Genomic DNA, 18,824 nt, shown 5'->3' on the forward strand with positions numbered 1-18,824 from the left:
TTTAATCCAGATCTCGTCGCCCTTCTAGTGCTCTAGCAAGGGTGACTTCGTCTGCATATTCTAAGTCACCCCCCATGGGTAGACCAAAGGCAATGCGCGTCACGCGCGTAAAGGGTTTGAGCAATTGACCGACATATAGTGTGGTAGTTTCGCCTTCCACACTGGGGTTAATGGCCAGAATCACCTCTTGGGTCTTCGCTTGGTGAACCCGGCGGATCAGGGGTTGGACATTGAGCTGATCAGGGCCGATGCCATCCATGGGGGAAATCAAACCGCCCAGCACATGATATTGACCCTTGAATTCCCGCGTTTTTTCTAGGGCAATCACGTCTCTGGAATCGGCAACCACGCAAATCACCGTCTTATCGCGACTCGGGGCACGACAAATATCGCAAACGGGGTCAGCGGACAAATGAAAGCAAACAGAACAAAAACCGACCTGTTGTTTGGCCTCGATTAAGGCATTGGCGAGGGCTTCGACTTCGGCAGTCGGTCGTTTCAGCAGATGCAGGGCTAATCGCTGAGCACTTTTAGGGCCAATGCCAGGGAGTCGCTGTAGTTGCTCAACCAGTCGGGCTAAGGGCCGGGTATAAACCGTACTCACAGTCGGGTGCCTCTCGGTAGGGATGGAGCTGAGGTCATTATTTTAGCCTTTGGTTTCCGGTTGCTTAGAAGCCCGTAAGGCGGCAATGATTTCTTGGTTGGCTTTGGGAAAGGGATATTCATCCAGCTCTGCTAAGGTGACCCAACGAATTTCATCACATTCAATAGTCTGGGGTTCACCTTGGATATGGTGGCAATGATGAACCATGAGGGTGACTTTGAAGTGGGTGTAGGCGTGATTCACTGTTATCAAATGATCGTCAACGCCAATTTCAATACCCAGTTCTTCTTTAATCTCGCGGCGAATACAGTCTTCCACGGATTCTTGGGGTTCCACTTTCCCCCCTGGAAATTCCCATAGGCCACCCAGTAATCCTTTCTGAGGGCGTTTATCGATCAGCACCTGGTTTTGGTCATTCCAGATCACGGCAACGCCAATTTGTTTATGGGGCACTGGGGCTTTCTGTTCGGTCATGGGTAAGGTGGTTTGCAGTTGATGGCGGTAGGCTTGGCAATCGGACATCCAGGGGCAGCGATGGCACTGGGGTTGCTTGGGGGTACATAGGGTTGCCCCGAGGTCCATAAATGCCTGGTTGAATTCCCTAGGATACTCTGGATCGAGGAGCGCTGTGGAGGCTTCCCACAGATCGGCCAACACTTTTTTGGGGGGTACCTTGATGGCAAGCAGCCGGACTAAGATTCGCTTGACATTGCCATCCAAAATGGGGGTGGGCTGGTTAAAGGCAGCGCTAAGAATACCTCCGGCAGTGGTTCGACCGATGCCGGGTAAACTCATCACTTGGTCAAATTGCTCTGGGAAGGTTCCATCCCAGTCAGTTACGACTTGTTGGGCGGCTTGATGTAAGTTCCGTGCCCGAGCATAGTAGCCTAGCCCTTGCCAGACTTTCAGAACATCCTGTTGGGGAGCGGCTGCTAGGCTGGCAATGGTGGGGAATTGGGCTAGCCAACGTTGATAATAAGGAATGACAGTTTTAACCTGGGTTTGCTGGAGCATGATCTCCGACACCCATATGGCATAGGGATCGCGTGTTTGCCTCCAAGGAAGATCTCGCCCTGATTCTTGATACCAAGATCGCAAGGCAGTTCTTAATTTTGCGACTGGCAACTGCTTCAGTTTCGATTCTGCCATCAACTCCGATTGACTCTAGATTTCCTTGATCAGGATAAAGGAATGTTGGGTGTTGAGTAGTATTAAAATGATGAGTACATTAGTTCAATTTATAGGGATATCCATTGAGAGAAACTGAAATGGCAACTAATGTTTCTTTAGAAGAACGGCTAGCAGCGTTAGAAATTGCTATTACTGAGTTGCAGGAGCACATCGCAATTTCTCCACAGTCGAATTGGCTGGAACAGATCACAGGGTCTTTCAAAGATGAACCTGCCTTTGAAGAAATCCTTACTTATGGACAAGAAATTCGCAAAGGGAGTGAGTCTTTGCTGCCAGCAGAGAATGAGTGATGAGATATCTGCTAGATACAGATCACTTGAGTATTCTTCAACGACAAAAAGGAGAGGATTACAGAAATCTTTCTAGACGAATGGCTCCTCACTTACCATCAGACTTTGTAATATCAATCGTGACATTACATGAGCAGATACTTGGTAGTCACACTTATATATCTCGTGCTCGTAACCAGCATGAGGTTATAAAGGGATACGAGATCATGGGGAGAATTTTGAGTGATTTTAAAGTACTTCCTACTATTGGATTCGATATGAATGCATCTACGGAATATGCTGGATTAGCATCCCAACGAATTCAATTAGCAACAATGGATGCGCGGATTGCCGCAATTGCTTTGTCTCGTCAACTGGTTCTGCTAACTCGTAATTCTCGAGATTTTAGTAAGGTTTCAGGGTTAATTATTGAAGATTGGACAGTTTCTTTTTAATAAGGGGCACTGCAATGCAAAGAGGCATTCCAAATTGAAAACCTTTTCCTTGCTTGGTGTTAGGTCAATAAAGAAGGGCAATCCTAAAGTCTTTATCACACCTAATCAAGTCTGTACCCATAAAATAGGTAGGTGTAAAATTTTAGCTGGCTAGATACTCAGAAATATCTGCTTTGCGCTTTCGCAGCTTGCTCAAAGCTTCTCGCTCAATTTGTCGAACCCGCTCCCGACTAATGCTTAAGCGATCGCCAATCTTGGCCAAAGTCAGCGGTTGACCATCATCTAAACCAAAGCGGAGATGGAGAACCTGCTGCTGCTGGTCTGTCAAATCTGACATTAGCCGCTCAAGGTCTCGTCGCAAAGAAGCTTGCAGAGTAAAGTTCTCAGGAGATTCTGAAGGATCTTCAATCAGCTCACCCAGCTCAGTATCTTGGTTATCTCCAACCTTTACATCAAGGGATAGCGGCTGGCGAGCACGTTCCAAATATTCACGGACTTGCTTACCCGTTAAATCTAATTCGGTCGCTAACTCGCTGATTGTTGCTGCTCGGCCCAACTTTTGGGAGAGCTGCCGTTGCGTCTTCTTAATTTTGTTGAGCTTTTCTGTGATGTGGATGGGGAGTCGAATCGTCCGTCCTTTTTCTGCGATCGCACGAGTGATCGCCTGCCGAATCCACCAGTAAGCATAGGTCGAGAATCGATAGCCTTTCGTTGGATCGAACTTCTCGACGCCTCGCTGCATACCAATGGTGCCCTCTTGGATCAGATCCAACAGGTCTACATTGCGCTTGATATATTTTTTAGCCACGGAAACGACCAAGCGCAGGTTGGCTTCCACCATCTTTCGCTTGGCCGCTTCTCCTGCATTTAGAGCTTTTTGCAGCTCAGCTTCCGAGAGCTTAGCGGCCATCGACCACTCCGTCTGGTTCGGTTGACGTTCTAATTGCCCCGCCAATTCTTCGTGAATAGTCTGCAGCTTAATCAGGTGTTGGACTTGCTTGCCAAACGTTACCTCTTCTTCATGGGTCAAGAGGGGGACACGCCCAATCTCTCGCAAGTAAGAGCGCACAGAATCTTTAGCAATTTCTTTGGTTCTCATGGGGCGTCTCTCAAGTTTAGACAAAGGCATCTAGGATGGCGTGTGGACTTGTAAGAAATGAATTCTCATCTATCTCACTACAAAGGCAATCCCGTTCAGCAAGTCAAACGTACAATACCGTATCCAAACACTTACAACAGTCAAAAAGATTACGCTCTGTAAACTTAGATGTCTGTATATAGGGCTCATCAGACTTGAATTGTACCTTTTATATTAAAAATCGTAACATATCTTTAATTTATCTTTGTCTTTGCTTGTCAGAGATTCCAATTAATGTTCCAGACAAATTATTGATCGGAACTGGCATACTCCCACAAATGTAGACGTTGCCAGGGTTTTTGGGTTGCAACGGCCCCGGCAAAGTTAGGATCTGGAAATAGGTTGTGCAGAAATAGTTGATGAGACTGCGATTGCTCCATCACATTGATAGTGGTGCTGGCTTGATTTAATCCCTGGGCTACATTGATTTGATTGAGGGCATGGGCAATGCTGCCGCCCATTGCCTTAACACAAGCTTCTTTCCGGGTCCACAGTTGAAAAAAAGTACGGCATTGTTTTTCTACAGGCTGTTGCAGTAGAATCTCATGTTCTGCTGCTGAAAAGAAGCGCTGGCTTATATTTATATACTTAGCCTGTGGGTTCACCTGCTCAATATCAACACCCACTGCAGTCGTCTGAGTAATGGCAATAACAGCTAATTCATGGGAATGAGAAACGTTGAATTGCAAATTCAAGGGATTGCAAGACGCTATGAGTTGAGGTTTGCCATAGTCTCCATAATCAAAGTACAAGACTTTACCCGACGTCTGTAAATACTGTCCCAACAAGCATCGCAGTGTTCCTCGAACCTGCACATATTTGCCCTGATCTTGCGATCTCACAAACCGCTGGGCTCTCTGTTGCTCATCTCTAGACAATAAATCCCATAAAGAAGGGTCTATTTCACCCCTCGCTTGTAGTGAGAGTCGCCAGATATGTAGTGCCTGGGGGACGATCGAGATCACTTTACCAGTGGGAATCCATTGCCAATTGGACATATTGATGGTTTCTATGCTCGCATTACCGCAGTTTGACCCTTGGCGGAGTCGTGTCTACATCCCTTGCTAAAGTGAGAGACATAGTTTGAGAGATGTATAAGGATACCGCAACCTTGTTAGACGAAAAAGCCAAACGCACCTTGCTTCGCAACATTCCCCATCCCCTCAACATCTGTGGTGTTAAAGAAGGGGATGAAGTCAATGGATTCACCCTTAGCTGGATGACCCAAGCGTCTTTTAAGCCCCCGATGATTGTCATTGGCGTGCGCCAAGATTCTCGTTCCCACGCCATGATCAAGGCGAGTCAAGTCTTCGCTGTTAGCTTTCTAGAGGTGTCGCAACAAGATTTAGCAGAAACCTTTTTTAAGCCCCAACAAAGAACAGGCGATAAATTTGGCGATGTAGAGTTCTACTTAGGTGAAGAGACTGGCTGTCCGATTATTGCTAGTGCTTTAGGCTTCGTAGAATGTCAGGTCAAAGGCAGCTTAGAAGAAGGCGATCATTCTATTTTTATGGGAGAAGTCATCGCTGCTGGGCAGCATCGTGAGGGACAGCCCCTATGGATGAAAGATACGCCCTGGCAATACGGCGGCTGAAGTCCCTGTCTACTTCTGATGCAGAGCAGGGCATACTAACCCCAGACAGATTCTCAAATATTCCTGAGATAGGATCTGAATCAAGCATTGACGAATTATTTCTAGAAGTTGGTTGAGAGAGTGAAATAAATAATGTTGACATCTTCTCGGCGCTGGTTAACGCGCCTTCTGGTTGGTTCTGTTATGGCGTCTACAGCGTTGGTAGCCACTCTGCCGGGGCATACACAATCAGCAGGAGACGTAATTCAAATTGGGGGTAGTGCTTCAGAGCAGTCCCGCTTCCAAAACTATTGGCAGCAATTGATGAACCTCAATGGCCCACCAGAGACTGAGGAAGCTTCTGCAAGTTCTTCTTTTGAAGAAAGTGATGTGGATCCCCAAGCCTTAGCGCAAAAACTCAGCAAGAACCTACGAGTATCGAATCTTCGTCTTGCTCCTATTATTCGTTTGAATGGTTCGTCTGAAGTTCAAGGAACCCTAACAAACGGCAACAAGAAATCTGTAACCGTATCGGGCGTGAATTTCGAAGTGGTCGATGGTAGCGGCAAGCTGATACAGACTGGAAGTGCCGTGCCCAGACCATCTAACTTATCTTCAGGCCAGTCTGTCACCTTCAAAGCTCAACTACTAACAGTGCCTCCTAACGGAAGTTATAAAGTGCGTCTGACAAAACCCGCTTTTAATATTCAGGGTGGTGTGTAGTCTTCTGTTTTCGAACTAGTTGGGACCACCTTTTGTGTTTGGCGGTACATCTATATTGCTATAAAGTTAGGGGCAATGGTGGTACCCAATTTCAAGCGTGATGTTTGAGGCGACCTAGGTACTCTGGGTCGCCTTCTCTGATCTAACGGTAAGCTCTCATTGGATTGACATAATAAAGGCGTAAGCTACTGTAAACAATTGAACATGACTTGTTTTGTTTGCCTTCTTCTCTCGTAATCACTGGGTATGGCGTTATTACTGAGTGCTAGAAGGTTTACGCTTCATGGGTGTTATGGCTGTCTGTTATTCTCTGAAGACTCATGCAATAGTGTTATACGCTTACCTTCTCCAATGCTGTTGACTCTGCACACATCTAATCTTGAACCTCTTACAATACGGTTATGAACGCGTTTGATCCAACCCCACCCAACTGGACCAATTCAGCTACCCATGCCCATCATTTTTATTGTCCAAGTTGCCGGGCGACCTGTTCAGAAGCACAGGCAGTGTGGATCAATCGTCGGGCTCCGGTCATTACCGAAACCTATCTGCGTAAGTGGCAAGAGTTTTACCAATGCCAGTGTGGACAGGCTTGGTGGGCTTGGAGTAGCGATCGTCCACCTTCAGATTTATATTCAAAAGAACATCCAGAATGAACTGGCAAGAAATAGAAAATAACTCAATCCTTATTCCTCCCCAACCCATTGCCTTAATTCATTTTCTGGGTGGTGCTTTCGTTGCTGCTGCCCCACAAGCAACCTATCGAAGGCTCCTGGAAGGACTCGCTAATCAAGGGTATGCCGTCATTGCTACTCCTTTTCTCACCTCAGTCGATCATGCAGGTATTGCGGAAGAAGCGCTCCATCAATTTGAAGATACAGTCGATTGCTTACAAAGAACAGCACGATTGCCCCAGTTCCTGCCCATTTATGGCATTGGTCATAGTATGGGGTGCAAACTCCACCTACTAATTGGCAGTTTGTTTGAGGTCAAGCGAGCTGGAAATATCTTGATTTCCTTTAATAACGCCCCGATTGATAAGGCAATTCCCTTCGCTGACTTGATTACTCCTGCGGTTCCGATTGAATTTTCGCCTAATCCTGCTCAAACCAACCGCTTAGTGGAACGACACTACCAAATTCCTAGGAATTTAATGGTCAAGTTTTCCAATGACACCCTAGATCAGACCTTAAGGTTGTCAGGGTTGTTAGAACAGCGTTTTCCGGGCATGATTTCCATTCAGCGCTTAGCAGGCAATCATCTGACGCCCTTAGGACAAGATGTCCGTTGGCAACCAGGAGATACGTTTACCCCCCTGGATGCTGTGGGGCAATGGTTTCGTCAAGAGTTATATAAAGATGTCAATCACCTTGAAAAAGCGATCTTGCGCTGGCTCGATCCGCTGAGTGTTATTTGAATCAATCATCCAAACTGTGTGTATTGCAGGTGAGTGTTGGAAAGAGGGCCAAAGGCATCGCCAGGGAATATGGAGTGCGTATTTGGGTATTGTTGTTTGCGATCGCACCCATTCCATCCAAAATCAGCATAAACTCATTCGGTTAGTCCCAACCCCTGGCACAATAAAAATATTGGTGGGAAGACGACAATTAGGCTATGACCATTGAAGAACTTTTAAAGCGCTATGCCAATGGCGAACGAGACTTTAGTAAATCGGATCTATCTAAGCAGGATTTGAGCCTAGCTCGGCTCGATCATATTGTTTTGCGAGATACCAATTTAAGCCATTCGGCACTTCATGGTATTGATCTACTGTGTGCAAACTTATCCGCTGCCAACTTATCCGCCGCCAAGCTGATCGGAGCTAATCTCACAGGGGCAGATCTAACCAAAAGTAACTTGAGTAATTCGCTATTGAGTGGCGCCATCCTAGTGGGAGCCTGTTTATCGAAGGCCAACTTACAACGAGCCTCCTTAAATTACAGCGATCTGAGTGGCGTCAATTTCCGAGATGCAGATCTACAGAACGCCAATTTCAAAGGCGCGAACCTCAGTGGTGCTGACTTTTTAGGTGCTAATTTAGAGCAAATCGATCTCACAGATGCCATTCTGCAAGATACGATTATGCCGGATGGCAGTATCGCATCTTCAGCGCTTGGGTATGAAGGTAACGTCTAACTAGAGGGGTTAATGCGCATTAGGGTTTGACCGAACTCAATAGGCTCCCCATTTTCCACGAGAATCTCAACGATTTCGCCGTTAACCTCAGCTTCCAGCTCATTCATTAACTTCATGGCTTCGATAATGCAGATGGTTTGCCCGCGTCGGGCGGTATCCCCTACTTCTACAAAAGGAGACTCATCCGGTGCGGGGGAACGGTAAAACGTACCTACCATCGGAGAGATCACATCGACCCATTTTTTGTCTGGTGCCGAAGGGGGAGAAGAGTCTGGAATAGAAGCTTCCAGAGCAGCACCATCTACAACCATTGGTTGCGCGGTCGAAGAGGAGACCGTTGCTGTCGTTTGGTTTGCCTTATGGATAGTCAGCTCAAAATCGTTGCTTTTAAGACTTAGCTCATCAATATCTGTTTGATTGAGAATCGCTAATAGTTCACGGAGTTGGTTGAGATCAAATTCCACCGTTAATGTTACTCCTTACTCTCTGCCTAGATAGGAGTCGTTGCGGGTATCCACTTTAATTCTTTCTCCTTCAGAAATAAATAAAGGAACCATCACCTGCGCTCCTGTTTCTACAATAGCTGGCTTGCTCCCCCCAGTCGCTGTGTCACCTTTCACACCTGGATCGGTTTGGGTGACTTCCAAAACGACTGATGTGGACAACTCTACTTCTAAAACTCGCTCTCCCCATTGGATGACATTGACTTCCATACCTTCTTTTAAGTATTTCACGCGAGTGCCAATTTGGTCTTGGCTTAAGCTAGCTTCTTCGTAGGTTTCCATATCCATGAACACAAATTGATCACCATCTTTATAGGTGTGTTGCATGACCCGCTTTTCCAAATTGGCTTGGGGGACTGTTTCTCCCGCGCGGAATGTCCGTTCTACGACACTGCCACTTTGGACATTCTTTAATTTTGTTCGCACAAATGCAGAGCCTTTACCAGGTTTGACATGGAGAAACTCTACAACTCGCCATACTGAGCCATCAAGCTCAATTGACACACCTGTGCGAAAGTCATTACTGGAAATCATCGATTTTCGGCATGGGAAGAACAATCGGCAATTCATTTTACCGTCCAGGGGGGCTGTCTGGACGTCTAGTTCTCCCTCGCTCTGAAATAACAAGGCAAAACTGGACTGGGATTGACCTTGAAGGACGGTTTATTGTCCAAATAGATCAGGATATCCCCAGTCTTGAAGCCTCAATAGAATCTATCTGGCTACTGAAAAACCCCTTGTTTAACAATGTTCTGCAACGGCATTAGCCCGGCAATCAATGCTTTGCGGTCTAAGGGTTGCGACTCTATTGATTGCAGCACAATATTAATTTTGGTCAAGGTATCGACTAGATTCAACAACACATTATGCTCAGAAAAGCCTGGCAATAAGTCCACAGCACCATGGTCTATTACTCTTTGGTGTTCAGAAGGGGCAACTTGGGGTTGTTCGCCATTAGTAAAAATCAACTTTAGGTGTGGATGATACTCTGCGCACCAGAGGCAGAAATCTTCTAGCTCTGCTAATACAAGGTGTTTATCAATTAAAAGCAAATCGGGTATTGCATAACCCATCTTTTGCATCTGTGTTAGGGTTTGCCTGACATCTTGTTCTGCTGTCTGCCACGTCACGGATACGCCTTGAGATGTGAGGGCTGCTTGCCAGATTTCTCCTTGAAATTGTAAGGATTGGGACATCATCACCGTCTTCTCCGACTTTGAGGTTCCAAGATGCCCCAAGGATAAATCTTCAGATTCAAAGGTGAGCGTTGTTGTCCCGATCGTGATGCGATCTCCCTCTTGTAACAGAGTAGGACGGGTAATGAGTTGACCATTCACAACTACACCAACGTGAGTTGCAAGGTTGACCAAGTAATAATTACCTGTCCCCATCAACTGAAACATGGCATGTTTGGGGGCAACATTCGGCTCAGCCAGCAAGATATCGCAACTTTGGCTCGTGCCAATCATCCAAGATGTTTTGCCAACTAAAGGCCGATAAGAGTAGGCTGCATTCACTCGCAACTTTAAACGTGCCAGTGGTAGAGAAGAAGTATCCTCGGATGACGATTGATAATGATGGGCGAGTAAGTGTTCCATTGAACTGGCATCAATCGGCTTTGAGAAAAAATACCCTTGAGCATATTGACAATTCATAGCTCTCAATTGAGCAGCTTGCTCAGCCGTCTCCACCCCTTCTGCCACAGCCCTCATGCCCAGATTCTGAGAGAGCATTGTGATGGTATGAACGATCTGTAAATTCTCATGGCTATCCATCGCACTGACAAAAGAGCGATCAATTTTGAGAATATCGACGGGAAAACGATGCAAATAGCTCAAAGACGAATAACCCGTCCCAAAATCATCAATACCCAGTTGAATGCCTAGGGCCTTAATTTCTAGCAATTGTGCAGCTGTTGCTTCAGCATTCTCCATAATGGCGCTTTCAGTAATTTCCAATTTCAAACTCTGGGGGGCCAAACCTGTGGTTTGAAGGATTGCCTCAATTTGAGAAATTAGCCCGACTTCGGAAAATTGCTTGCTAGAGAAATTAACACTGATAAACAAGGGAACATCTAATGGGAATTGCGTTTGCCAGTGGCTGAGCTGTCGACAAGCTTCCTGCAAGACCCACCAGCTAATCGGTAAAATTAACCCTGTTTCCTCTGCAACTGGAATAAACTCCACAGGCGAAATTAACCCTCGCAAAGGATGATGCCAGCGCAAAAGTGCCTCAAAGCCGACAATTGCTGCCGTTTCTAAATGAAAAATAGGTTGGTAATGGAGTTGAAATTCTTGACGCTCAATCGCCCGTCGTAGATCGACTTCTAACTGTAACTGGGCAGACGCATTACTATGCATGTCAGCTGTAAACACTTCCCACTGTGCTTTGCCTAATGCCTTGGCCCGATACATAGCCGCATCAGCATTGTGGAGAAGTTGCTCAGGATCGTCATAGCCCATCGTACTTAAGGCAACGCCCGTGCTCACTGTAATCAAGACCTCGCGTCCATTTAATTTAAATGGACAGTTTAATGACTCCTGAATGCGCCCGCAAACGATTAGGGCATCACTCAGATCTTTAATTCCTTCTAGGAGAACGGTAAATTCGTCACCCCCTAATCGTGCCAAGGTATCGGTTTCACGTACGCAAGCCGTCAATCTTTCTGCGATTTCTACCAGGAGCTGATCACCTGCTGCATGCCCTAGGCTGTCATTCACGACTTTAAATCGATCTAGATCAAGGAACAGCACAGCGAAAATTTGATCGGGGTGCCGCTTTACTCGCTTAATGCAATACTCAAGGCGATCCATAAATAGGGATCGATTAGGTAATCCGGTTAGCTTGTCATAGAACGCATCATGTCTTAACTGTGTTTCAGCTTGTTTGAGCTGAGAAATATCTGTGATAAATCCTTCTAGCCCTAATGCTTGACCTTGTTTGTTGAAAATGCCATTTCCTTGTTCTAGAAACCACTTCAACTGACCAGACTTTGTGCGAATACGATACTCCACCGTATAAACCTGCTGTGTTGCGATTGCTGTGGCAATGGCAGCCGTTAGCTGAGGTAGATTGTCTGGATCGATCAGAGTATTGTAAGTAAGATTGAAAGTCCCTAGTAATTCTTCAGGTGCATATCCTGTGAGCTTTAGGCAGCCCTGACTTAATGATCGCCGAGACCATCCCAAGTCACTATTGCAGGTAAAAACAATTCCTGGCAAAGAATCGAGTAAAGATTGTAAGTTATGGCCTGGGAAATCGAGATGATTTTTCTCTGGATTGTCCCTAGTCGCCTCTTTAGTTTTTTGGGTTTGTGCCGTGGCTGCGACAGTTGTAGAACCATGCTGTTGCATTGAACTGCCAGATGGCTCACTTTGCTGTGTTAGCAGTACTGCTTTGAAACAGTGATTGATGTCGGATAAGGGGACAATGTGAAACGGTACAAGCTGCTGATGGTTATCTGCCTTGGCCAAAAAGTTGGCTGAAGCTTCTTCCTGAATCGGTAAGTTAGAGATAATGGTCGCTAGATTACCGATATCTTCAGGTACTAAATAGTCATATAGAAAGTGGGGACATTGATTTTGCTCGTCCCCTGAATTGAAAACCAGTTGATTGTATGCGTCATTAGCGTACAGAACCTTTGGCCCCTTGGCTTCATTAACCGCAGCCTCAATGATTAAGATGGCTGTATTGGCGTCGCATACAACTTTCTCTAATAACTCATGAGTATTTAACTCATAAGCTTCAAATAGCTCACTCCCTTTCTTGATATGCTTCCCCACGGAATTACCCAACTTATAATCTGCGCCTTCTACCCTATTTCTATAGTTCCCTAATCTTGAAACAGATCCTTCTTAATCTGGTACTTTTCCCAGGACATAAGAAATACTAGAGCCTTCTGAGTATTATCGTGAATCTATTGAAGGAGTAGCATAATTTGGTTGGCAAATTACATTAAGTGTATTGATGTTTGTCAATGATTTAAGATAGGTTTGGTCTTTAGGCTAATGGTAAGAAGACTGATACTTTTGTATGTTGGCTTAGCTCACATTTGACTTGCAACTCACCACCATGCAGCTCTGCAATTAGCTTGGCAATAATCAACCCCAAGCCAACGCACTTATGTAGATAAGAAGGATGGTCAAATTGCATGTGAGATCCCAGTTTTGTCAGCTGCTCTGGACTGGGTCCCTGTCCTTCGTTCGTAATTTGGCAGAAGAATGTTTGGCCATGTACTGAACTCTTGAGGCTAACGGGGGGTTCCTACAGCTGAATATTTGAATGCATTATCAACAATTTCTTCTATTATTTTTTTGTAGTTTTGGCTGTGCTAGAAGTATGGTGGCGTCTTTTAATTCCAGTTGTAAATCAGATATTCGGCTGTAGTATTGCGCTTGGGTACGGGCAATATTAGTAATTACCGCTTTAGTGGCACAAATGCCTGTATTTTTCCTAAATATCCGTAGGCGTTGAGGATTTTGCTCTATGCTAGCTAACTCTTGATAAATAAAAATATTTTGGAGCCGTTCGTATAATAGATCTCCCGTACTCTTGATCTCATTCAAGAGATCCTTTGCAGGGGTAGTATTCTTAGGGGCCTCATTCTCTTGAGAAGACTGTGCGAGATTAAGAATGTGTTCTAGTGGCTGATGTATTTCTAAGGGAAGAGATTGAATGAGATCGCAGCAGTGATCACTCCAAGTTGGCCGATCATCAGAGTTATGAATTGATAAGGTCTCTATTTGAGCATTTACTGCTCCTAATAGCTCGTCTCGTGTAAAGGGCTTGGTTAAATAATCGTTTGCTCCTAACTCCATCCCTAGCCTCAGATCAGTTTTACTGGCTTTTGCCGTTAAAAAGATAAAAGGAACGGATTGTAAATAAGGATTTTGACGCAGTTGGGTCATGACGCTATAGCCATCAAATTCAGGCATCATGATGTCACAAATCACTAAATCTGGCATTTCTTCCTGGGCCAGCAAAACGCCGATGTGACCATCTTCTGCATCAATCACATTAAAGTTTTCAGCCATTAATATTTCGCAAATAATACTGCGAATGTCATCTTGATCTTCAATGACAAGAACTTTGGACATGGTGACAATATGCTGTGAAAATCACAAATCTCTTATGGAGAGGCTCAATAGGGCATTGCTCAAGGTGAATAGAGAGATTCACAAATGACTTTTACCCGGTGGAACCTTTTGGTGAGATGGAGCTAGATTTGGGCCTTGATGGTAAGAGGGGACTTTATCTAGAATGCCCATAAACTGGATAGCTTATACTACTCCTTGCATTAAGAAGTGATAGAGAGGGACTGCCAAAACATCAACCCCAAATTAAAGGGTGCAGTATTAGTTTAGCCTTCCATTTTCCATATTTCTGGCTATTACTAGAAGAAATAGTGAGTTAAGAAGCTGGGTAATTATAGAGAAACTCTAAATAAAGCTAAGTGATGCATTTATGAGTGGAAATTGGCTTTAAGACTATAGACTCTCTAACCATCCTTTTATTAACTCTAGTAAGCTGCTTCCTCCCCAAATAAAAGCTACTAGAATTGAGATGGTTATTGCTGCGCCAAATAAACTGATGACTAAGCCACCCAAACTAATTGCTCCATCATCTTCTAATAAACCAAAGCCAGTGACGAAAATGCCAATGGCTGGCACTGTATTGGTCCCTGGGATAGGTATCATCATCGAAATGCCCATCAGCGCCAATATACAGCCCACTACTATGCGGCCCGGTATGCTGGTGCAAATCGGTAAGAAGCGAGGTCGAGTGATGGCTTCAATGCGTTTGAGCCAAGGTAAAGCCTTTTTTAATATGCCCTGTACTGTCGAGAGGGCAATCGGATGAGTTGCAAATTTTTGAGGAAACCAGGGTTGCTTAGAGCCAGTAATCAGCTGAACTGCCAGCAGGAAAATCATAATTCCAAAGGGAATTGAGTATCCGGGGGCAGGGACTGGGAGCGCTGAAGGAAGCGCTAACAAAACAAATAAGACCCCAAAAACTCTTTCTTCTGCTAGAGCCAGCAATTCTTGCAAAGTTACATGAGGAGGATGTTCGTTGTCTATGAATGTGCGCTGGAGTTCTGATGACAGGCGTGCCATAAAAAATTGAGAGCAACCTCATGCATGGTAGGCGATTACGCAAAGAATACAGCAAAAAGACCTGCTCAGGAGGAACAATTGTCAGAGACTATGGACGCTCAATGATATCTTTGGAGACTGAATCTATGAAGTTTGCCAGAATTCACTGATAAATTATTCAAGATAGCTAATACAGCAATCATTCATTATTCCCCGCCAAATATATATAAAATGCCTCACTATAATTAACAGAGGATCAAATAAGTACACCCATTGTTGAGAAGGATCATATGAGCCCACAAGTTTTGACGCGAGATTATAAAGTTGCGGATATTTCCCTAGCAGAATGGGGACGCAAAGAGATGGCCATTGCTGAGGGTGAAATGCCTGCATTGATGGCGATCCGTGCGAAATACCGTGATAGTAAGCCTTTGCAAGGGGCCAAAATTATTGGTTGTATTCATATGACCATTCAGACGGCAGTCTTGATTGAGACGCTCTGTGAGTTAGGAGCAGAAGTTCGTTGGTCTTCCTGTAATATTTTTTCCACTCAAGATCATGCAGCAGCAGCGATTGCCGCAGCAGAGATTCCTGTATTTGCCTGGAAGGGTGAAACCGAAGACGAATACATGTGGTGCATTGAGCAGACTTGCCGCACGCCCGAAGGTGCACTTTGGGATGCAAACATGATTTTGGATGATGGTGGTGACCTAACAGGTCATATCCATGAGAAATATCCCGATATGCTTAACCATATTCATGGCGTAACGGAAGAAACCACCACAGGGGTGCATCGCTTACTAGAAATGTTGGAGAAGGGGGAACTAAAAGTTCCTGCTATCAATGTTAATGATGCGGTGACAAAGTCCAAAAATGACAACAAGTATGGTTGTCGCCATAGTCTGAATGATGCGATTAAGCGTGGCACAGATCACCTCATGTCTGGTAAGAAGGCCTTAGTGATTGGCTATGGTGATGTGGGCAAGGGGTCTGCTGCTTCTCTGCGACAAGAAGGCATGATTGTCAAAGTCACTGAAGCAGATCCCATCTGCGCGATGCAGGCCTGTATGGATGGCTTTGAAGTGGTCTCTCCCTTCAAGAATGGTCAGAATGACGGTACTCTCAACTCCATCAACAAGGACCTTTTAGCCCATACGGATCTAGTGGTAACCACCACAGGTAACTTTAATGTTTGTGATGCCAATATGCTGGCTTCCCTCAAGCAAGGGGCCGTAGTTTGCAATATTGGTCATTTCGATAATGAAATTGATACGGCCTATATGCGCAAAACCTGGCGTTGGGAAGAGGTCAAACCTCAAGTTCATCAGGTGTATCGAAGTGATGATCCGCTAGACTTTTTAATCTTGCTTTCGGAGGGTCGCTTAGTGAACTTAGGAAATGCAACGGGGCACCCCTCCCGAATTATGGATGGATCTTTTGCTAACCAAGTTTTAGCGCAAATGCTTTTGTTTGAACGTAAGTTCGCTAACTTGCCTGCAGATCAGAAAGCTTCAGCCATCACTGTAGAGTTGCTACCTAAGCAGTTAGATGAAGAAGTTGCCCGGTATATGGTGGAAGGTTTTGGCGGTGTGATTACACAGCTAACTTCTGAACAAGCTCAGTACATCAACGTTCCGGTTCAGGGACCCTTTAAATCTGAGAGTTACAAGTACTAAGTCTTTTAAGACTAGTATTCCTAATAGCCCCGAATATATGAATGGTTGGGGCTATTAGGGGCTCTTGTGTCTGTTAATAATGCAGAGTATCTGAGGTTTATAAGGATGTGTAGATATTCCTTATAGGCCTTTTGTGTATTCATGGCGGATTTATGAATGCGCTAGTGATTGGAACAAAGCGGTGCTGATTCCTATCGAGGGGAGTTAGGGTTCTTGCTTAGGATAGCTGCCATTCGGGGGATGGAGTCTGGGAGTGTCAGGCAAAAGTTTGTGTGGTATTTCAGGAGTATCTATGAAAATTTTTTCTAACTGCATCGCTCAATACAAGCAATATCTACGAGTTGCATCTTTTTCTCTACTAGTATTCGGAAGTGTTTCCATCGGTTCAGAAACCTTACGCGCACAGTCTTTGCCAGAGACGTCGTCCCCTGCTGGCAAGCAAGCACCATCCAACACGGAAAATTCCTCCAGTCCTGAGGCCCAAGCGCCTATACCATCAGTGCCTGAGACGGTGCGATTGGGAGATGATCGCTATGCTCAAGCCGATTATAAAGGAGCCGTAGAGGCTTACAGCCAGGCCTTACAAGCCTATAAGCTTAATGCCTATGCACTCTATAATCGGGCGAATGCCTATCGGCAGTTAGAAGAGTATGAGGCTGCGATCGCAGATTACACTACGGCTTTACAAATTGCCCCTGACAACCTGTTTGCCTACCTTTACCGAGGCATGGCTTTATATGAGCAAAAGCAGCCAGAAGCCGCCATTGCTGATTTTTCTAAAGTCATTGAGCTCAACCCTAAGCATGCCCTCGCCTTTCAAAAACGGGGGGAAAGCCATTTAGCGAACGACAATGCAACCGCAGCCATTCAAGATTTAGAGCAAGCAGAAAAGCTATACGAAAAAGAAGAGAAATTTCGCAAAGTCAGCCAAGTGCAGAAAAAACTCAAACAAGCTAAATCGGCTCAAGCTAAGTAGTGGGCGGATCAACCGTTTGAGTGGCAAGATGTTTTGCGTACCACCATTGTTGTAATGGAGACGGTAGTCGATAGGTGTAGAGCGTCGTGACTAAGGGGGCGGCGCCCTGATAGCCCACCAGTTCGACACAGTATGATGGGTAGCGTTTCGCCGATAAATCAGCAATCAAGCGCCGCCCAATGCGACGCCAACTGGGTTCCTTGCCTCGCCATTGTAATCGGCAGCAGGGCCAAGGCAGCTTGTCTCGATCAAATAGTCGACAACAGGGACCGATCACGCGATAGCTAAACTGATTACCAGGACTTTGAAAAATATATCCCGTGGGCCAAGGATGATTGAGTGAGATGCCAGTGATCTGGGCAGATGGTGGCGATGGAGGCATAGTCCCAGTGGTTGACATGAAAAAGTCCCCGTTTGGATGGCGCTAGGGTTGAGCTTGCAGAAAAGTGGCAACTTCATGAGCAGTGGGCTGGGCTGCGATTGCTCCTGCTTTAGTGGTTGTTAGAGCACCCACCGCACTGGCATAGGTCATCATAGCCTGAGCAGCCTGTACATCTGCAGGATGACCTTGAGTGAGCAGCTGGTGGATAAATCCAGCTACAAAGGCATCTCCTGCGCCAGTGGTATCTTGTACCTCAACAGTGAAGCCCGGACAAGTTCCATCTATATTTTGGAAGGAGTAAGCACATCCCTCTGCCCCCGCCGTAATAATAATGCCCTGAACAGTGGGTAACCTCTTCATAATTGCTGTTGGATTCGTGGTGTTCCATAACCACAGTGCTTCTTCTTCAGCCAGTTTTAAATAATTTGCATCGGGCAAGAGCTGCAAAATAATTTGGCGGGCTTCATCTGGGTCGGCCCAAAATACAGGGCGCCAATTCACATCAATTAAGATTTGCACCTGATGCTGTTGGGCTAGATGGATGGATTGATGGACAGCCGCTGCTGATTGAGGATAGGCGAGTTCTAAGGTGCCCAGGATTAAATAGTCGGTGCTGTTAAACAGGTCCACTGGCAGGTGAGCGGCCTGCAATTGGGTATCGGCAAACGCAGCAGTGTCATAGGTGCCAAACCCCGCAAACGTGCGATCTCCCTCTACCGTTCGGGTGACATATACCTGTCGAGTGGGGGCTTGGGTCGTTTGAATGCCTTGAGTATTAACGGTCGTTTGCTGCAACAGCTCAGTGAGTTGCCTGCCGGGTGCATCGTCGCCGATACAGCCGATAAAGCCAGCGGATGTACCTAATTTAACCAATGCACAGGCCACATTAGCCGGTGCCCCACCCGGATAAGGGGTCCAAGAGGTAACGGATTCTAAGGCTCGACCGGGCTGATCCGCCAGACAGTCAAACAGAACTTCTCCCAGACATAACACTTGAGGATTAGACATCCTGCAACTCCTCTCAGAACAGCCTGACTCCACTACCCTGAAGCAAAGAGATCCTCTTGCACATCATGACTATTGCCAGCGGTCTCAAAGACTAGCTT

22 protein-coding genes are annotated in these 18,824 nt (G+C 45.7%); 10 read left to right on the plus strand and 12 right to left on the minus strand.

What is annotated here, in order from left to right:
• Position 1: 1 nt before the first annotated feature.
• Positions 2-604 carry a recombination mediator RecR gene (recR, locus tag HRE53_RS16560; protein WP_212664421.1) on the minus strand — a complete coding sequence of 201 codons (603 nt, stop codon included), beginning with the start codon at positions 602-604 and terminating at the stop codon, positions 2-4.
• A gap of 42 nt (positions 605-646) precedes the next feature.
• Positions 647-1,753 (minus strand): A/G-specific adenine glycosylase, encoded by a 1,107-nt coding sequence (gene mutY, locus HRE53_RS16565; RefSeq protein WP_235107243.1) that lies wholly within the window; start codon positions 1,751-1,753, stop codon positions 647-649.
• 119 nt (positions 1,754-1,872) lie between these two features.
• On the opposite strand from mutY, the gene HRE53_RS16570 reads away from it, so the two are divergent.
• Together HRE53_RS16570 and HRE53_RS16575 are read left to right on the plus strand one after the other, a co-directional pair.
• Positions 1,873-2,085, plus strand: coding sequence for a hypothetical protein (locus HRE53_RS16570; protein ID WP_235107244.1), 213 nt, complete (start codon positions 1,873-1,875; stop codon positions 2,083-2,085).
• The gene (locus HRE53_RS16575; RefSeq protein WP_235107245.1) at positions 2,085-2,519 is read left to right on the plus strand and encodes a type II toxin-antitoxin system VapC family toxin; all 435 of its coding nucleotides are present in this window, start codon (positions 2,085-2,087) and stop codon (positions 2,517-2,519) included. The genes HRE53_RS16570 and HRE53_RS16575 overlap by 1 nt, the downstream gene beginning before the upstream one ends.
• Positions 2,520-2,661: 142 nt before the next feature.
• Here the strand turns inward: HRE53_RS16575 and HRE53_RS16580 are convergent, their stop codons facing one another.
• Both HRE53_RS16580 and HRE53_RS16585 read right to left on the minus strand, forming a co-directional pair.
• Positions 2,662-3,618, minus strand: a complete 957-nt coding sequence (locus HRE53_RS16580) for an RNA polymerase sigma factor, RpoD/SigA family (protein WP_212664425.1) — start codon at positions 3,616-3,618, stop codon at positions 2,662-2,664.
• A gap of 287 nt (positions 3,619-3,905) precedes the next feature.
• Entirely contained in the window at positions 3,906-4,655 is a 750-nt protein-coding gene (locus tag HRE53_RS16585; RefSeq protein ID WP_235107246.1) for a 4'-phosphopantetheinyl transferase superfamily protein, read from the minus strand.
• A 113-nt stretch (positions 4,656-4,768) separates the two neighbouring features.
• On the opposite strand from HRE53_RS16585, the gene HRE53_RS16590 reads away from it, so the two are divergent.
• From HRE53_RS16590 to HRE53_RS16610, 6 genes are all read left to right on the plus strand, one after another.
• The gene (locus tag HRE53_RS16590; protein ID WP_212666127.1) at positions 4,769-5,251 is read left to right on the plus strand and encodes a flavin reductase family protein; all 483 of its coding nucleotides are present in this window, start codon (positions 4,769-4,771) and stop codon (positions 5,249-5,251) included.
• Between the two features lie 132 nt (positions 5,252-5,383).
• On the plus strand, positions 5,384-5,953 hold the full coding sequence (locus HRE53_RS16595) for an FxLYD domain-containing protein (protein WP_212664427.1): 570 nt from the start codon (positions 5,384-5,386) through the stop codon (positions 5,951-5,953).
• Between the two features lie 401 nt (positions 5,954-6,354).
• Positions 6,355-6,609 (plus strand): hypothetical protein, encoded by a 255-nt coding sequence (locus tag HRE53_RS16600; RefSeq protein WP_235107247.1) that lies wholly within the window; start codon positions 6,355-6,357, stop codon positions 6,607-6,609.
• Complete coding sequence (locus tag HRE53_RS16605; protein ID WP_212664429.1) at positions 6,606-7,370, plus strand: DUF1350 family protein; 765 nt, start codon at positions 6,606-6,608, stop codon at positions 7,368-7,370. Before HRE53_RS16600 ends, HRE53_RS16605 begins: the two co-directional genes overlap by 4 nt.
• 82 nt (positions 7,371-7,452) lie before the next feature.
• Complete coding sequence (locus tag HRE53_RS34435) at positions 7,453-7,578, plus strand: hypothetical protein (RefSeq protein ID WP_255800729.1); 126 nt, start codon at positions 7,453-7,455, stop codon at positions 7,576-7,578.
• A complete protein-coding gene (locus HRE53_RS16610; protein WP_235107248.1) occupies positions 7,568-8,089 on the plus strand; it encodes a pentapeptide repeat-containing protein in 522 nt (173 codons plus the stop codon). Before HRE53_RS34435 ends, HRE53_RS16610 begins: the two co-directional genes overlap by 11 nt.
• Here HRE53_RS16610 and accB read toward each other — a convergent pair.
• The 6 genes from accB to HRE53_RS16640 form a co-directional block, all read right to left on the minus strand.
• Positions 8,086-8,553: an acetyl-CoA carboxylase biotin carboxyl carrier protein gene (gene accB / locus HRE53_RS16615; RefSeq protein ID WP_235107249.1), complete on the minus strand. Its 468-nt coding sequence runs from the start codon at positions 8,551-8,553 to the stop codon at positions 8,086-8,088. The two genes, HRE53_RS16610 and accB, sit on opposite strands and share 4 nt — an antisense overlap.
• 15 nt (positions 8,554-8,568) lie before the next feature.
• Positions 8,569-9,126 carry an elongation factor P gene (efp, locus tag HRE53_RS16620; protein ID WP_212664432.1) on the minus strand — a complete coding sequence of 186 codons (558 nt, stop codon included), beginning with the start codon at positions 9,124-9,126 and terminating at the stop codon, positions 8,569-8,571.
• Between the two features lie 188 nt (positions 9,127-9,314).
• Complete coding sequence (locus tag HRE53_RS16625) at positions 9,315-12,374, minus strand: EAL domain-containing protein (RefSeq protein WP_235107250.1); 3,060 nt, start codon at positions 12,372-12,374, stop codon at positions 9,315-9,317.
• A 217-nt stretch (positions 12,375-12,591) separates the two neighbouring features.
• A complete protein-coding gene (locus HRE53_RS16630) occupies positions 12,592-12,801 on the minus strand; it encodes an ATP-binding protein (protein WP_315876610.1) in 210 nt (69 codons plus the stop codon).
• Between the two features lie 80 nt (positions 12,802-12,881).
• Positions 12,882-13,625 (minus strand): response regulator, encoded by a 744-nt coding sequence (locus HRE53_RS16635; RefSeq protein ID WP_235107251.1) that lies wholly within the window; start codon positions 13,623-13,625, stop codon positions 12,882-12,884.
• A gap of 453 nt (positions 13,626-14,078) precedes the next feature.
• Entirely contained in the window at positions 14,079-14,705 is a 627-nt protein-coding gene (locus HRE53_RS16640; RefSeq protein ID WP_212664435.1) for an exopolysaccharide biosynthesis protein, read from the minus strand.
• A gap of 269 nt (positions 14,706-14,974) precedes the next feature.
• Between HRE53_RS16640 and ahcY the strand changes: the two genes are divergently transcribed.
• Both ahcY and HRE53_RS16650 read left to right on the plus strand, forming a co-directional pair.
• Positions 14,975-16,360 carry an adenosylhomocysteinase gene (ahcY, locus tag HRE53_RS16645; RefSeq protein ID WP_235107252.1) on the plus strand — a complete coding sequence of 462 codons (1,386 nt, stop codon included), beginning with the start codon at positions 14,975-14,977 and terminating at the stop codon, positions 16,358-16,360.
• Positions 16,361-16,652: 292 nt separating this feature from the next.
• A complete protein-coding gene (locus tag HRE53_RS16650; protein ID WP_235107253.1) occupies positions 16,653-17,336 on the plus strand; it encodes a tetratricopeptide repeat protein in 684 nt (227 codons plus the stop codon).
• On the opposite strand, the gene HRE53_RS16655 is transcribed toward HRE53_RS16650, so the two are convergent.
• Both HRE53_RS16655 and HRE53_RS16660 read right to left on the minus strand, forming a co-directional pair.
• On the minus strand, positions 17,329-17,718 hold the full coding sequence (locus HRE53_RS16655; RefSeq protein WP_235107254.1) for a hypothetical protein: 390 nt from the start codon (positions 17,716-17,718) through the stop codon (positions 17,329-17,331). The two genes, HRE53_RS16650 and HRE53_RS16655, sit on opposite strands and share 8 nt — an antisense overlap.
• A gap of 42 nt (positions 17,719-17,760) precedes the next feature.
• Positions 17,761-18,726 carry a carbohydrate kinase gene (locus HRE53_RS16660; RefSeq protein ID WP_235107255.1) on the minus strand — a complete coding sequence of 322 codons (966 nt, stop codon included), beginning with the start codon at positions 18,724-18,726 and terminating at the stop codon, positions 17,761-17,763.
• Positions 18,727-18,824 lie beyond the last annotated feature (98 nt).

Origin of the sequence: Acaryochloris sp. 'Moss Beach' (assembly GCF_021497025.1) — a bacterium.
In the GTDB taxonomy this organism is placed as follows: Bacteria; Cyanobacteriota; Cyanobacteriia; order Thermosynechococcales; family Thermosynechococcaceae; genus Acaryochloris; species Acaryochloris marina_A.